Origin of the sequence: Amycolatopsis rhizosphaerae (assembly GCF_007713715.1) — a bacterium.
Lineage (GTDB): Bacteria > Actinomycetota > Actinomycetes > Mycobacteriales > Pseudonocardiaceae > Amycolatopsis_E > Amycolatopsis_E rhizosphaerae.
On the sequence record NZ_VJWX01000162.1, the window covers coordinates 1 to 13,725 of the forward strand.

Consider the following 13,725-nt stretch of genomic DNA (forward strand, 5'->3'; position numbering starts at 1 on the left):
GGCGGTGGGAGGCCGGCGGGCCCGCCTCAGTCTTCCTTCGCCGGCCGTGCCTCGGGAGGCAGGACGCCCCAGTCGATGAGCTGCTCGGTCAGCTCGCCGGGGGTCATGTCGTAGATGATCGCGAGGGAGCGCAGGTCCTCGGTGCGGATGGACAGGACCTTGCCGTTGTAGTCGCCGCGCTGGCTCTGGATCGTCGCCGCGTACCGGGCGAGCGGCCCGACCTTCTCGGCGGGCAGCTGCTGCAGCCGCTCCAGGTTGATCACGATCTTCGTCGCGGGCTCCGCACCGGAGGGAACCCGTCCTTCGGGGAGCAGTTCGACGACCGGAACCCCGTAGAAGTCGGCCAGTTCGGCCAGCTTCTGGACGGTCACCGCACGGTCGCCGCGCTCGTAGGATCCGACCACGACCGCCTTCCAGCGCCCGCCGGACTTCTGCTCGACCCCGTGCAGGGACAGGCCCTGCTGCTGGCGGATCCCGCGGAGCTTCGCCCCGAGCGCCTTGGCGTAATCGCCCATCTGGTGGTTCTCCGTTTCCTCGCCCAGTCGGTCGGGAGGACCGCCGGGGCACTGCCGAGTTTGAATACTCAGAGTAATGGTTACGCATTGTCGTCACTAGGTCAAGCAAATGCTGCAATCGGGCGGGGGCATACCACCCGTCGTGTGTGAACTGGACGCCCTGTTATTGTCGAGTGGATTTCCTGCGAAGCAGGAGGTCGGCATCCTTTAAGGACCCGTCCGGTGAGGCGGGGAAGGAGTCTGTTGTGACGTCACGCCCTCGCGGCGCGACGGATCCGGGTGGTGAGCGGGAACTGCTCTCCGCCGGTGATGTCGCGCGCACGATCGCCCGGATGGCCCATCAGGTCATCGAGAAGACCGCCCTCGGTGCGGACTCGGGCGCACTCCCCGTGCTCCTCGGGATTCCCACCCGGGGCAGCTGCCTGGCCACCCGTCTCGCGGAGCGGATCGCCGAGTTCACCGGTGTCACCCCGCCCACGGGCACCCTGGACATCACGCTCTACCGCGACGACCTGCGCCGCCGTCCGACGCGGCCGCTGGCCTCGACCAAGGTGCCCGGGACCGGGATCGACGACCGGGTCGTGATCCTGGTCGACGACGTGCTCTTCTCCGGCCGCACGGTCCGGGCCGCCCTCGACGCGCTGCGCGATCTGGGCCGCCCGCGCGCGGTGCAGCTCGCCGTGCTCGTGGACCGCGGCCACCGCGAGTTCCCGATCCGCGCCGACTACGTGGGCAAGAATGTGCCCACCTCGCGCGCCGAAGAAGTCCTGGTGCTGCTGTCCGAAGTGGATGGGCAGGACGGCGTCCTGCTCCGCGACTCCACCGCGAAGAAGACTGGGGAGAGCTGAGTGAAGCACCTGCTGGCCACCGAGGGCCTGGACCCGGAGCTGGCGACCGCCGTGCTCGACACCGCGGACGGTCTGAAGGAGACCCTGCTCGGCCGTGAGGTGCGCAAGCTGCCGACACTGCGCGGGCGCACCGTGATCACGCTGTTCTACGAGAACTCGACCCGCACGCGGGTGTCGTTCGAGATCGCGGGCAAGTGGATGAGCGCGGACGTGGTGAACGTCTCCGCGAGCGGATCTTCGGTGAGCAAGGGCGAATCGCTGCGTGACACCGCGCTGACCCTGGCCGCCGCCGGCGCCGACTGCGTGATCATCCGCCATCCCGCCTCGGGGGCGGCGCACCGGCTCGCCGTCTGGCTCGCCGACGCCGGTACCGCGGTCGTCAACGCCGGGGACGGGATGCACGAGCACCCGACCCAGGCGCTGCTGGACGCGGCGACCCTGCGGGAGCGGCTGGGCGGACTGCGCGACCGCCGGATCGCCATCGTCGGTGACGTGCTGCACAGCAGGGTCGCCCGGTCGAACATCCACCTGCTCACCGCGCTCGGCGCCGAGGTGGTGCTGATCGCCCCGCCGACGCTGCTGCCCACCGGGGTCGAGGCGCTGCCGGTGACGGTGTCCCACGAACTCGACGCGGAACTGCCCGCGGCCGACGCGGTGATGATGCTGCGGGTGCAGGCCGAACGCATGCACGGCGGGTTCTTCCCGTCGTCCAGGGAGTACTCGATCGCCTACGGCCTCAACGAGAAGCGGTTGAAACTGCTGCCCGCGCACGGGGTGGTCCTGCACCCCGGGCCGATGCTGCGGGGGATGGAGATCGCGTCGGCCGTGGCCGACGCCCCCGCGTCCGCGATCACCGAGCAGGTCCGCAACGGGGTGCACGTGCGCATGGCCGTGCTGTACCACCTGCTGGCCTCGGAGACAGAAGGAACGGCATGAGCGACCAGATCCTGATCAGGGGTGCCCGGCTCTACGGCGAGGGCATCGGAGTGGACGTCCTGGTCGCCGACGGGATCATCGCGCACATCGGCGAGGCCGGCGCGGTCGAGCCCGAAGGGGACACCTCGATCATCGAGGCGGCGGGCCAGGTGCTGCTGCCCGGTTTCGTCGACCTGCACACCCACCTGCGTGAGCCGGGGCGCGAGGACACCGAGACGATCGCCACCGGCTCGGCCGCCGCGGCGCTCGGCGGGTACACCGCGGTGTTCGCGATGGCCAACACCGATCCGGTCGCCGACAACGCGGTCGTGGTCGAGCACGTGTGGCGGCGGGGCCGGGAGGCCGGGCTGGTCGACGTGCACCCGGTCGGCGCGGTGACGGTGGGCCTGAAGGGCGAGCGGCTGGCCGAACTGGGCACGATGGCCAGGTCCGCGGCCGGGGTGCGGATGTTTTCCGACGACGGGCACTGCGTGGCCGACCCGCTGATCATGCGGCGGGCGCTGGAGTACTCCACCGCGCTGGGCGCGGTCATCGCGCAGCACGCCGAGGAGCGGCGGCTGACGGTCGGGGCGCAGGCGCACGAGGGGGAGCGCGCCTCCCGTCTCGGTTACGCCGGCTGGCCCGCCGCCGCGGAGGAGTCGATCGTCGCCCGCGACTGCCTGCTGGCCCAGCACGCGCGGGCCCGCCTGCACGTCTGCCACGTGTCCACCGCGGGCACCGCCGACGTGCTGCGCTGGGCCAAGGGCAGGCCGGGCGGCGCCGGGATCTCCGCCGAGGTGACCCCGCACCACCTGCTGCTGACCGACGAGCGGCTGGAGACCTACGACCCGGTCAACAAGGTCAACCCGCCGCTGCGCGCCGAAAGCGACGCGCTCCGCCTCCGGGAGGCGCTGGCCGAAGGGGTCATCGACTGCGTGGCCACCGACCACGCGCCGCACGCCGTGCAGGACAAGGACTGCGAGTGGGCCCAGGCCCGGCCGGGCATGCTCGGCCTGCAGACCGCGTTGTCCGTGGTGGCGGAGACGATGGTCCGCCCCGGGCTGCTGGACTGGCGCGGGGTGGCCAGGGTGATGAGCGAACGGCCCGCCGAGATCGCCGGGCTGGCGGACCAGGGCAGGCCGCTGGTCGCCGGGGAACCGGCGAACCTGGTGCTCGTCGACCCGGACGAGGAGTGGACGGTGCGCGGGGCGGAACTGGCCAGTATCGCGGCGAACACGCCGTACGAGGGGATGCGGCTGCCCGCCGTGGTGACCCTCACGCTGCTGCGCGGGCGCATCACGGCGCGCGAAGGGAAAATCGGCTGATGGAACGATGGTTGCTGACCCTGGCCGTGCTGGCCTTCCTGCTGCTCGCCCTGTGGGGCATGCGCGTGGGCTGGCGACGGCGGGCCCGCTCGCAGAGCGTCCTGGTGCCGCCGTTCCCCACGGTGCCGGACGAGCCGGGCGAGCCGCTGCTGGAGGCGGCGGGCCTGTACGTGAGCACCACGACCGCGGGCAACTGGCAGGACCGGATCGTCACCCGCGGCATGGGCCTGCGGGGCCGGGCGGTGCTGCGCCGCTATCCCGGCGGGATCGAGGTCGACCGGGCCGGGGCGCCGGGGTTCTGGATCCCGGCGGACTCGCTGGCCGGGGTCCGGCGCGCGAGCGCGATCGCCGGGAAGGTGATGGGGACCGACAGCCTGCTGGTGTTCACCTGGCGGCTGGGCGGCGTCGAGCTGGACACCGGATTCCGGGGTGACGACCTCGAGGTCTATCCACAGTGGATGGAAAGCGTGCAGAACGAGATCAAGGGAGGTGCCCAGTGAGCGGGAAGACACCGGCGGCGCTGGTACTGGAAGACGGCCGGGTGTTCCGTGGCTGGGCGTACGGGGCGCAGGGGAGCACCCTGGGTGAAGCGGTGTTCTGCACCGGCATGACCGGCTACCAGGAGACGCTGACCGATCCCTCCTACCACCGCCAGATCGTGGTGCAGACGGCGCCGCAGATCGGCAACACCGGGTGGAACGACGAGGACGACGAATCGTCGAAGATCTGGGTTTCCGGTTACGTGGTGCGGGATCCGGCGCGGATCCCGTCGAACTGGCGCTCCCGCCGGTCGCTGGACGAAGAACTGGCGCGCCAGGGCGTGGTGGGCATCTCCGGGGTGGACACCCGGGCGCTGACCCGGCACCTGCGCGAGCAGGGCGCGATGCGGGCCGGGGTGTTCTCCGGCGACGCGCTCGACGGTGACGACGCGATGCGCGAGAAGGTGCTGGCGAGCCCGCCGATGAAGGGCGCCGACCTGGCCGGCGAGGTCACCACGGCGCAGCCGTACGTCATCGCGGCGCAGGGGGAGCGCCGCTACCGCGTGGCTGCGCTGGACCTGGGCATCAAGTCGAACACGCCGCGGCAGATGAGCCGCCGCGGGATCGAGGTGCACGTGCTGCCCGCCGGCAGCACGGTCGAGGATCTGCTCGGCATCGAGCCGGACGGGGTGTTCCTGTCGAACGGCCCCGGGGACCCGGAGACCCAGGCGCACGCGATCGCGCTGACCGGGGAAATCCTGCGCCGCGAGATCCCGCTGTTCGGCATCTGCTTCGGCAACCAGATCCTCGGCCGGGCGCTGGGCCTGGACACCTACAAGATGCGGTACGGCCACCGGGGCATCAACATCCCGGTGATCGACGTGGAGACCGGACGGGTCGCCATCACCGCGCAGAACCACGGGTTCGCGCTCACCGGTGAGGCCGGGCGGACCTTCGACTCGCCGTTCGGCACCGCCCGCGTCAGCCACTACTGCCCGAACGACGGCACGGTCGAGGGACTGCGGTGCAGCGACGTGCCCGCGTTCTCGGTGCAGTACCACCCCGAAGCGGCGGCCGGTCCGCACGACGCCAACCCCCTGTTCGACGAGTTCGTCACTCTGATGGAAAAGAAGAGCTCCCGCTGATGCCGAAACGTACTGATATCGAACACGTGCTCGTCATCGGGTCGGGCCCGATCGTCATCGGCCAGGCGGCCGAGTTCGACTACTCGGGCACCCAGGCCTGCCGCGTGCTGCGCGCCGAGGGGCTGCGGGTCAGCCTGGTCAACTCCAACCCGGCCACGATCATGACGGACCCGGAGTTCGCCGACGCCACCTACATCGAGCCGGTCACGCCGGATTTCGTGGAGAAGGTCATCGCCCGCGAGAAGGAGCTGGGGCGTCCGGTCGACGCGCTCCTGGCCACGCTCGGCGGGCAGACCGCGCTGAACACCGCCGTGGCGCTGCACGAGCGCGGGGTGCTCGAGCGCTACGGGGTCGAGCTGATCGGTGCCGACATCGACGCGATCCAGCGCGGTGAGGACCGGCAGAAGTTCAAGGACATCGTGCGGGCGATCGGCGCGGAAGTGCCGCGCAGCCGGGTCTGCCACACCATGGACGAGGTGCGCGAGACGGTGGCCGAACTCGGCCTGCCGGTGGTCATCCGGCCCTCGTTCACCATGGGCGGTCTCGGTTCCGGCATGGCGCACACCGGCGAGGAGCTGGAGCGGCTCGCGTCCACCGGGCTGGCGGAGTCGCCGGTCACCGAGGTGCTCATCGAGGAGAGCGTCCTCGGCTGGAAGGAATACGAGCTCGAACTGATGCGGGACCGCCACGACAACGTCGTGGTGATCTGCTCGATCGAGAACGTCGACGCGATGGGCGTGCACACCGGGGACTCGGTCACCGTCGCCCCCGCGATGACCCTGACCGACCGCGAATACCAGCACATGCGCGACGTCGGCATCGCGGTGCTGCGCGAGGTCGGCGTGGACACCGGCGGCTGCAACATCCAGTTCGCGATCAACCCGGCCGACGGGCGCATGGTCGTGATCGAGATGAACCCGCGGGTGTCGCGGTCTTCGGCGCTGGCGTCGAAGGCGACCGGGTTCCCGATCGCCAAGATCGCCGCGAAGCTGGCCATCGGCTACACCCTCGACGAGATCCGCAACGACATCACCGGTGAGACCCCGGCGTCCTTCGAGCCGACGCTGGACTACGTGGTGGTCAAGGTGCCGCGGTTCGCCTTCGAGAAGTTCCCCGGCGCGGACCCGACGCTGACCACGACGATGAAGAGCGTCGGCGAGGCGATGGCACTGGGCCGCAGCTTCCCCGAGGCGCTCGGCAAGGCGATGCGCTCCATCGACACCAAGGCGGCCGGGTTCTGGACCCGTCCCGACCCGGAGGGCGCCACCCTCGAGTCGACGCTGGCGGACCTGCGCACCCCGCACGACGGCCGCCTGTACGCGGTGGAGCGTGCGCTGCGGCTGGGTGCCACCGTGGAGCAGGTGCACGAGGCCAGCGGGCTCGACCCGTGGTTCATCGACCAGATCGCGCTGATCGGCGAGATCGGCGCCGCGGTGCGGGACGCCCCGGTGCTCACCGAGGCGCTGCTGCGGGAGGCCAAGCGCACCGGGCTGTCGGACCAGCAGATCGCCGCGCTGCGGCCGGAACTGGCCGGTGAGGGCGGGGTCCGCTCGCTGCGGCACCGCCTGGGCGTGCGCCCGGTGTTCAAGACCGTGGACACCTGCGCCGCCGAGTTCGCGGCCAAGACGCCCTACCACTACTCGGCCTACGAGTACGACGCCGCGACCGCGGAGTCCGAGATCACCCCACAGCCGGACAAGCCGAAGGTGCTCATCCTCGGGTCGGGCCCGAACCGGATCGGGCAGGGCATCGAGTTCGACTACTCGTGCGTGCACGCGGCGATCGCGCTGCGTGAGGCCGGGTTCGAGGCCGTGATGGTCAACTGCAACCCGGAGACGGTGTCCACCGACTACGACACCTCCGACCGCCTGTACTTCGAGCCGCTCACCTTCGAGGACGTGCTCGAGGTGGTCCACGCGGAGCAGCGGTCCGGCACGGTGGCCGGGGTGATCGTGCAGCTGGGCGGGCAGACCCCGCTCGGGCTGGCGCAGCGGCTGGCCGACGCGGGCGTGCCGATCGTGGGCACCCCGCCGGAGGCGATCGACCTCGCCGAGGACCGCGGCGCCTTCGGGGAGGTGCTCGGCGACGCGGGGCTGCCCGCCCCGGCCTACGGCACCGCGACCTCCTTCGAGGGCGCGAAGCGGATCGCCGACGAGATCGGTTACCCGGTGCTGGTGCGGCCTTCGTACGTGCTGGGCGGCCGCGGTATGGAGATCGTCTACGACGAGGCTTCGCTGGCCGGCTACATCCGGCGGGCCACCGAGGTCAGCCCGGAGCACCCGGTGCTGGTGGACCGGTTCCTCGACGACGCGATCGAAATCGACGTCGACGCGCTGTTCGACGGCGAGGAGCTCTACCTCGGCGGCGTGATGGAGCACATCGAGGAGGCCGGGATCCACTCCGGCGACTCGTCGTGCGCGCTGCCGCCGATCACCCTGGGCCGCCTCGACATCGAGACGGTGCGCGCCTCCACCGAGGCGATCGCGCGGGGTGTCGGGGTGCGGGGGCTGCTCAACGTGCAGTACGCGCTCAAGGACGACGTGCTCTACGTGCTGGAGGCGAACCCGCGGGCGAGCCGCACGGTGCCGTTCGTGTCCAAGGCGACCGGGGTGCCGCTGGCGAAGGCCGCTTCGCTGGTCATGACTGGCTCGACGATCAAGCAGCTGCGGGCCGCCGGGGTGCTGCCCGCCGAGGGCGACGGCGGGCAACTGCCCGCGGACGCCCCGGTGGCGGTGAAGGAGGCCGTGCTGCCCTTCCACCGGTTCCGGACGCCGGAGGGCATGGGCGTGGATTCGCTGCTCGGGCCGGAGATGAAGTCGACCGGTGAGGTCATGGGGGTGGACACCTCCTTCGGCAAGGCCTTCGCCAAGTCGCAGGCCGGGGCCTACGGTTCGCTGCCGACCTCGGGCCGGGTGTTCGTGTCGGTGGCCAACCGGGACAAGCGGGCGCTGGTGTTCCCGGTGAAGCGGCTGGCCGACCTCGGGTTCGAGATCCTCGCGACCTCGGGTACCGCGGAGGTGCTGCGCCGCAACGGCGTGGCCTGCACGGTGGTGCGCAAGCACACCGAGAACGGGCCGGAAGCGGTGCCGGGGCCCAACATCGTGGACGTGATCCTCGACGGCGGCGTGGACATGGTGATCAACACCCCGTACGGCAACAGCGGACCGCGGATCGACGGCTACGAGATCCGGACGGCGGCGGTGTCGCGGGACATCCCGTGCATCACCACGGTGCAGGGCGCGGCCGCGGCCGTGCACGGCATCGAGGCGCTCATCCGCGGGGACATCGGGGTGCGCTCGCTGCAGGACCTGCAGGCCGCTCTGCGGGCCGGGGAGTGAGGCGCACGGGCGCTCCCGCGCTGCGACGAAAGGAGTCACGATGACTGAGCCGTTCGGGCGCAGGCTCGCCGAGCGGACGGCGGAGCGCGGGGCGCTGTGCGCGGGGATCGACCCGCACCCGGGGTTGCTGGACGCGTGGGGTCTGCCACGTTCGGTGTCCGGTCTCGAGAAGTTCGCCCTGGGCGCGGTGGAGGTGCTCGCCGCGGAGGCGGCGGTGATCAAGCCGCAGTCGGCCTTTTTCGAGGCCTACGGGGCCGCTGGGGTCGCCGTTCTGGCCCGGGTGATCAACTACGCCCGCCAGGGGGGTGCGCTCGTCCTGCTGGACGTGAAGCGGGGAGACATCGGTTCCACCATGGGCGCCTACACCGCCGCGTATCTGGACGGTGACAGCGAGCTCGCGGCCGACGCGGTGACGGTGTCGCCGTACCTGGGCTTCGGCTCGCTCGTCCCGGCGATCGAAACCGCGCGCGCGGCGGGCCGGGGCGTGTTCGTGCTCGCGCGCACCTCGAACCCGGAGGCGTGGCAACTGCAGAACGCTTTGCTGCCCAACGGAAAGACCGTCGCACAGTCCATTGTGGATGAGGCGGCGGCGGTGAACCGGGGTGTGGCGCCGCTCGGGGACGTCGGTGTGGTGGTCGGGGCCACCGTCGCGCCCGGTGAACTCGACCTGGACGCGCTCAACGGACCCGTGCTGGCCCCGGGTTTCGGGGCGCAGGGCGCCACCGTGGGTGATCTTCGCAGGCTGTTCGGCACGGCACTGCGGGGCGTGCTCCCGGCATCCTCCAGGGACCTCCTGCGGCATGGGCCGGACCCCGCCGCGCTGCGGGCGGCCGTGCGGCGGATCCAGGCTTCGATCAGTGAATGAGCGTTAATATCAGGCCCCGCAATCGGAACTGACCAGCCACCCCCGCATTGTGGCCGGTGGCCGGGGGTGGGTACCGTCGCGTCACCCACCCGGAATTTTGAGTACTACGGAGGAAAACGTGGCACTTCCCCAGCTGACCGAGGAACAGCGCAAGGCGGCGCTGGAGAAGGCCGCTGCCGCTCGTCGTACCCGTGCGGAGCTGAAGGAACGCCTCAAGCGGGGCGGTACCACCCTGACTGATGTGCTCAAGCAGGCCGACGAGGACGAGGTTCTCGGCAAGATGAAGGTTTCCGCTTTGCTGGAGGCGCTTCCGGGCGTCGGCAAGGTGCGCGCTCAGCAGACCATGGAGCGCCTGGAAATCGCGCCGAGCCGGCGGCTTCGCGGCCTTGGTGACCGGCAGCGCAAGGCGCTGCTGGCCGAGTTCAGCGGCGAGTGAGCGACACAGGTAACCACGTGGCAGCGGCCGGGGACACCGGCCGTGCGACACACGGTGAGCCGGTTCCGGGGCGTTCGTCCCGGCGTCGGCTCACCGTCGTCTCGGGGCCGTCCGGGGTCGGCAAGTCCAGCGTGGTCTCAGAGTTGCGACGGCTGGATCCGGACATCTACTTCAGCGTTTCGGTGACCACCCGGGCCCCCCGGCCCGGCGAGGTCGACGGGGCGCACTACCACTTCATCGACCGCGCGATGTTCGACAGGATGGTCGCGGCGGGAGAGTTGCTCGAGCACGCGGAGTTCGCGGGAAACTGCTATGGCACCCCGCGCGGGCCGGTCGAGCGGGCGCTGGCCGAGGGCAGGCAGGCGGTGCTGGAGATCGAGCTCCAGGGCGCCCGGCAGGTCCGGGCGGCCATGCCCGAGGCCCGGCTGGTGATGCTGATGCCGCCCTCGTGGGAGGAGCTCGTCGGCAGGCTCACCGGCCGCGGCACCGAGGAGGAGGCCGCGGTCAAGGCGCGGCTGGCCGAAGCGGAGCGCGAACTGGCGGCGGCGGGGGAGTTCGACGTGCGTGTCGTCAACGCCGACGTGCGGACCGCGGCCGGGCAGTTGTTAGACTTGATGAACACGGACTTCGAATCGATTCGGGAGCATCACGAGTGACTTCAGCGCTGGGTACTGCCCATGGCGAAGAGTTGGAAGGCATCACCAACCCGCCGATCGACGATCTGCTGGCGAAGGTCAGTTCCAAGTACGCGCTGGTGATCTACGCCGCCAAGCGTGCCCGTCAGATCAACGACTACTACGCCCAGCTGGGCGAGGGCCTGCTGGAGTACGTCGGCCCGCTGGTCGAGCCGGGTCCGCGCGAGAAGCCGCTGTCGATCGCGCTGCGCGAGATCCACGGCGGTCTGCTCGAGCACACCGAAGGTGAGTGAGCGGCCCCGGGTGGTCCTGGGCGTAGGCGGCGGCATCGCCGCCTACAAGGCCTGCGAGGTGCTGCGCCGGCTGACCGAATCGGGTCACGACGTGCGGGTGGTGCCCACCGCCGCCGCGCTGAACTTCGTCGGCGCGGCCACCTTCGAGGCGCTCTCCGGGCATCCCGTGCACACCGGCGTGTTCACCGAGGTGCCCGAAGTCCAGCACGTCCGCGTCGGCAAGGAGGCGGATCTGGTGCTGGTGGTGCCCGCCACCGCCGATCTGCTGGCCCGCGCGGCGCACGGGCTGGCCGACGACCTGCTGACCAACACCCTGCTCACCGCGCGGTGCCCGGTCGCGTTCTTCCCGGCCATGCACACCGAGATGTGGGAGCACCCCGCGACCCGCGACAACGTGGCGCTGCTGCGTTCGCGCGGTGTGGTGGTGGCCGAACCGGCTTCGGGCAGGCTGACCGGCGTGGACACCGGCAAGGGCAGGCTGCCCGACCCGGCCGAGATCGCCGATCTGGCGCGCCTGCTGCTCGCACGGCCCGACGCGCTGCCCCGCGACCTGCACGGGCTGCGGGTGGTGGTTTCCGCCGGCGGCACGCGCGAGCCACTCGACCCGGTCCGCTACCTCGGCAACCGGTCCTCGGGCAAGCAGGGCTACGCACTGGCCAGGGTGGCCGCCCAGCGGGGCGCCGAGGTCGTCCTGGTCGCCGCGCACACGGCGGCCCTGCCCGAACCCGCCGGAGTTGATCTTCGTCACGTGTCCACCGCGCTGGAGATGCGCGACGCCGTGCTGGAGGCGGCCCAGGCCGCCGACGTCGTGGTGATGGCCGCCGCGGTGGCCGATTTCCGGCCCGCGGCCCGGGCGGAACACAAGATCAAGAAATCGGAGGACCGGCCCGATCCGGAGATTTCGCTCGTGCGAAATCCGGACATCCTCGCCGAGCTGGTCGAAAACCGGAAACCCGACCAGGTCATCGTGGGTTTCGCCGCCGAAACCGGCGACGAACAAGGTAGCGTGCTGGATCATGCCCGCGCGAAACTCCGGCGCAAGGGCTGTGACCTGCTGGTGGTCAACGCGGTCGGTGACGGCCGCGCGTTCGAGGTCGAGGACAACGCCGGCTGGCTGCTCGCGGCCGACGGCACCGAGCGGGCCATTCCGCTCGGGTCGAAGGCGCAGTTGGCGGCCACACTGTGGGATGCCGTGTCGGAGTACGGCAAGCGTTGAACGGCCGTTGAGAATTTCTCGTACGCTGGACGGGACACCGTCGGCCATGCCGCCGCGGTGCCGCCGGAACACCGGCGTCAGAGTTTGATGGGATGTGACGAGCGTCGTGACCGAAACGACCCGCAGGTTGTTCACCTCCGAGTCCGTGACGGAGGGGCACCCGGACAAGATCTGCGACGCCATCAGCGACTCCGTTCTGGACGCGCTGCTGGCGAAGGACCCCCGCAGCCGGGTCGCGGTCGAAACACTCATCACCACCGGCCAGGTGCACGTCGCCGGCGAGGTGACGACCGAGGCCTACGCCGACATCCCGACGATCGTGCGGGAGAAGATCCTCGAGATCGGGTACGACTCCTCCGCCAAGGGCTTCGACGGCAACTCCTGCGGGGTGAACGTCGCGATCGGGTCCCAGTCGCCCGACATCGCGCAGGGCGTGGACACCGCCTACGAGACCCGGCTCGAGAACGCGCTGGACGAGATCGACCGCCAGGGCGCGGGCGACCAGGGTCTGATGTTCGGCTACGCCTGCTCGGACACCCCCGAGCTGATGCCGCTGCCGATCGCGCTGGCGCACCGCCTGTCGCAGCGGCTCACCCGGGTCCGCAAGGAGGGCGTGCTGCCCTACCTGCGCCCGGACGGCAAGACCCAGGTCACCATCGAGTACGCCGGGGACCAGCCCGTCCGGCTGGACACCGTGGTCGTGTCCACCCAGCACGCCGAGGGCATCGACCTGGAGACGATGCTCGGCGTCGACGTGCGCGAGCAGGTCGTCGCACCGGAGCTGGCGGGTCTGGGCCTGGAGACGGACGACCTCCGGCTCCTGGTGAACCCCACCGGCCGGTTCGTCATCGGCGGCCCGATGGGGGACGCGGGCCTGACCGGCCGCAAGATCATCGTCGACACCTACGGCGGCATGGCCCGCCACGGCGGCGGCGCCTTCTCCGGCAAGGACCCGTCCAAGGTGGACCGTTCGGCGGCCTACGCGATGCGCTGGGTGGCCAAGAACGTGGTGTCCGCGGGGCTGGCGTCCCGGGTGGAGGTCCAGGTCGCGTACGCGATCGGCAAGGCCTCGCCGGTGGGCCTGTTCGTGGAGACCTTCGGCACCGAGACGGTGGACCCGGTCAAGATCCAGTCCGCCATCACCGAGGTGTTCGACCTGCGCCCGGCCGCGATCATCCGCGACCTCGACCTGCTGCGCCCGATCTACACGCCCACCGCGGCCTACGGTCACTTCGGACGGCCGGAGCTGAACCTGCCGTGGGAGAACACCGACCGTGCCGCCGACCTGCGCAGTGCCGCCGGCGCCTGACCCGGGCCGTCGGGGCCGTGGCGGTCCGGGCCGTCCGGGTTGTCGGGGCCTTCTGGTAGAGATCAGCGGGTGACCGGCCCCCAGACCCCAGCCCTGTGGGACCTCCCCCAGGCGAAGCGCGCCGCGGGGAGGCCCGCTGCCGCCCGCAAGGGGCAGCAGCGGCCGGCCGAGCGCGATCCGATCGCCCGGATCGTGGTCGACGTGCCGCTCGCGCACCTGGACCGCACCTTCGACTACCAGGTGCCCGCGCAACTGGACGAGGCGGCCGTGCCCGGATGCCGGGTGCGGGTGCGGTTCGCGGGGCAGCTCGTCGACGGGTTCCTGCTCGAACGCGCCGCCACCACCGGGCATACCGGCAGGCTGGCCTTCCTGGAGCGGGTCGTCTCCAGCGAACCGGTGCTCGGCC

General features: G+C 71.1%; 14 protein-coding genes. 13 read left to right on the forward strand and 1 reads right to left on the reverse strand.

Annotation, left to right across the window (positions count from 1 at the left end; translation table 11 throughout):
- Nucleotides 1-26 precede the first annotated feature (26 nt).
- Nucleotides 27-515 carry a transcriptional regulator BldD gene (bldD, locus tag FNH05_RS17435; RefSeq protein ID WP_020422358.1) on the reverse strand — a complete coding sequence of 163 codons (489 nt, stop codon included), beginning with the start codon at nucleotides 513-515 and terminating at the stop codon, nucleotides 27-29.
- Between the two features lie 245 nt (nucleotides 516-760).
- Here bldD and pyrR point away from each other — a divergent pair, with 245 nt between their 5' ends.
- The 13 genes from pyrR to FNH05_RS17500 form a co-directional block, all read left to right on the forward strand.
- On the forward strand, nucleotides 761-1,363 hold the full coding sequence (pyrR, locus tag FNH05_RS17440; RefSeq protein WP_144589672.1) for a bifunctional pyr operon transcriptional regulator/uracil phosphoribosyltransferase PyrR: 603 nt from the start codon (nucleotides 761-763) through the stop codon (nucleotides 1,361-1,363).
- A complete protein-coding gene (locus FNH05_RS17445) occupies nucleotides 1,364-2,299 on the forward strand; it encodes an aspartate carbamoyltransferase catalytic subunit (RefSeq protein ID WP_144589674.1) in 936 nt (311 codons plus the stop codon).
- Nucleotides 2,296-3,603, forward strand: coding sequence for a dihydroorotase (locus FNH05_RS17450; RefSeq protein ID WP_144589676.1), 1,308 nt, complete (start codon nucleotides 2,296-2,298; stop codon nucleotides 3,601-3,603). The genes FNH05_RS17445 and FNH05_RS17450 overlap by 4 nt, the downstream gene beginning before the upstream one ends.
- On the forward strand, nucleotides 3,603-4,103 hold the full coding sequence (locus tag FNH05_RS17455) for a PH-like domain-containing protein (protein WP_144589678.1): 501 nt from the start codon (nucleotides 3,603-3,605) through the stop codon (nucleotides 4,101-4,103). The genes FNH05_RS17450 and FNH05_RS17455 overlap by 1 nt, the downstream gene beginning before the upstream one ends.
- A complete protein-coding gene (gene carA, locus FNH05_RS17460; protein WP_144589680.1) occupies nucleotides 4,100-5,227 on the forward strand; it encodes a glutamine-hydrolyzing carbamoyl-phosphate synthase small subunit in 1,128 nt (375 codons plus the stop codon). The genes FNH05_RS17455 and carA overlap by 4 nt, the downstream gene beginning before the upstream one ends.
- A complete protein-coding gene (gene carB / locus FNH05_RS17465; RefSeq protein WP_144589682.1) occupies nucleotides 5,227-8,565 on the forward strand; it encodes a carbamoyl-phosphate synthase large subunit in 3,339 nt (1,112 codons plus the stop codon). The genes carA and carB overlap by 1 nt, the downstream gene beginning before the upstream one ends.
- 40 nt (nucleotides 8,566-8,605) lie before the next feature.
- Nucleotides 8,606-9,430 carry an orotidine-5'-phosphate decarboxylase gene (pyrF, locus tag FNH05_RS17470; RefSeq protein ID WP_144589684.1) on the forward strand — a complete coding sequence of 275 codons (825 nt, stop codon included), beginning with the start codon at nucleotides 8,606-8,608 and terminating at the stop codon, nucleotides 9,428-9,430.
- A 118-nt stretch (nucleotides 9,431-9,548) separates the two neighbouring features.
- Complete coding sequence (gene mihF / locus FNH05_RS17475; RefSeq protein WP_144589686.1) at nucleotides 9,549-9,866, forward strand: integration host factor, actinobacterial type; 318 nt, start codon at nucleotides 9,549-9,551, stop codon at nucleotides 9,864-9,866.
- Complete coding sequence (gmk, locus tag FNH05_RS17480; protein ID WP_144589688.1) at nucleotides 9,863-10,522, forward strand: guanylate kinase; 660 nt, start codon at nucleotides 9,863-9,865, stop codon at nucleotides 10,520-10,522. The genes mihF and gmk overlap by 4 nt, the downstream gene beginning before the upstream one ends.
- Nucleotides 10,519-10,794, forward strand: a complete 276-nt coding sequence (gene rpoZ, locus FNH05_RS17485) for a DNA-directed RNA polymerase subunit omega (RefSeq protein ID WP_144589690.1) — start codon at nucleotides 10,519-10,521, stop codon at nucleotides 10,792-10,794. Before gmk ends, rpoZ begins: the two co-directional genes overlap by 4 nt.
- The gene (gene coaBC, locus FNH05_RS17490; protein ID WP_144589692.1) at nucleotides 10,787-12,010 is read left to right on the forward strand and encodes a bifunctional phosphopantothenoylcysteine decarboxylase/phosphopantothenate--cysteine ligase CoaBC; all 1,224 of its coding nucleotides are present in this window, start codon (nucleotides 10,787-10,789) and stop codon (nucleotides 12,008-12,010) included. The genes rpoZ and coaBC overlap by 8 nt, the downstream gene beginning before the upstream one ends.
- A gap of 106 nt (nucleotides 12,011-12,116) precedes the next feature.
- On the forward strand, nucleotides 12,117-13,319 hold the full coding sequence (metK, locus tag FNH05_RS17495; protein WP_186382592.1) for a methionine adenosyltransferase: 1,203 nt from the start codon (nucleotides 12,117-12,119) through the stop codon (nucleotides 13,317-13,319).
- Nucleotides 13,320-13,388: 69 nt separating this feature from the next.
- On the forward strand, nucleotides 13,389-13,725 hold a 337-nt coding region (locus FNH05_RS17500), incomplete at its 3' end, for a primosomal protein N' family DNA-binding protein (RefSeq protein WP_483964226.1).

What these genes read in the sequence shown, in the direction of transcription:
- bldD (WP_020422358.1), bottom strand. Translation starts at nt 515, where the DNA reads ATGGGCGATTACGCCAAGGCGCTCGGGGCGAAGCTCCGCGGGATCCGC.
- FNH05_RS17450 (WP_144589676.1), top strand. Translation starts at nt 2,296, where the DNA reads ATGAGCGACCAGATCCTGATCAGGGGTGCCCGGCTCTACGGCGAGGGC.
- FNH05_RS17455 (WP_144589678.1), top strand. Translation starts at nt 3,603, where the DNA reads ATGGAACGATGGTTGCTGACCCTGGCCGTGCTGGCCTTCCTGCTGCTC.
- carB (WP_144589682.1), top strand. Translation starts at nt 5,227, where the DNA reads ATGCCGAAACGTACTGATATCGAACACGTGCTCGTCATCGGGTCGGGC.
- pyrF (WP_144589684.1), top strand. Translation starts at nt 8,606, where the DNA reads ATGACTGAGCCGTTCGGGCGCAGGCTCGCCGAGCGGACGGCGGAGCGC.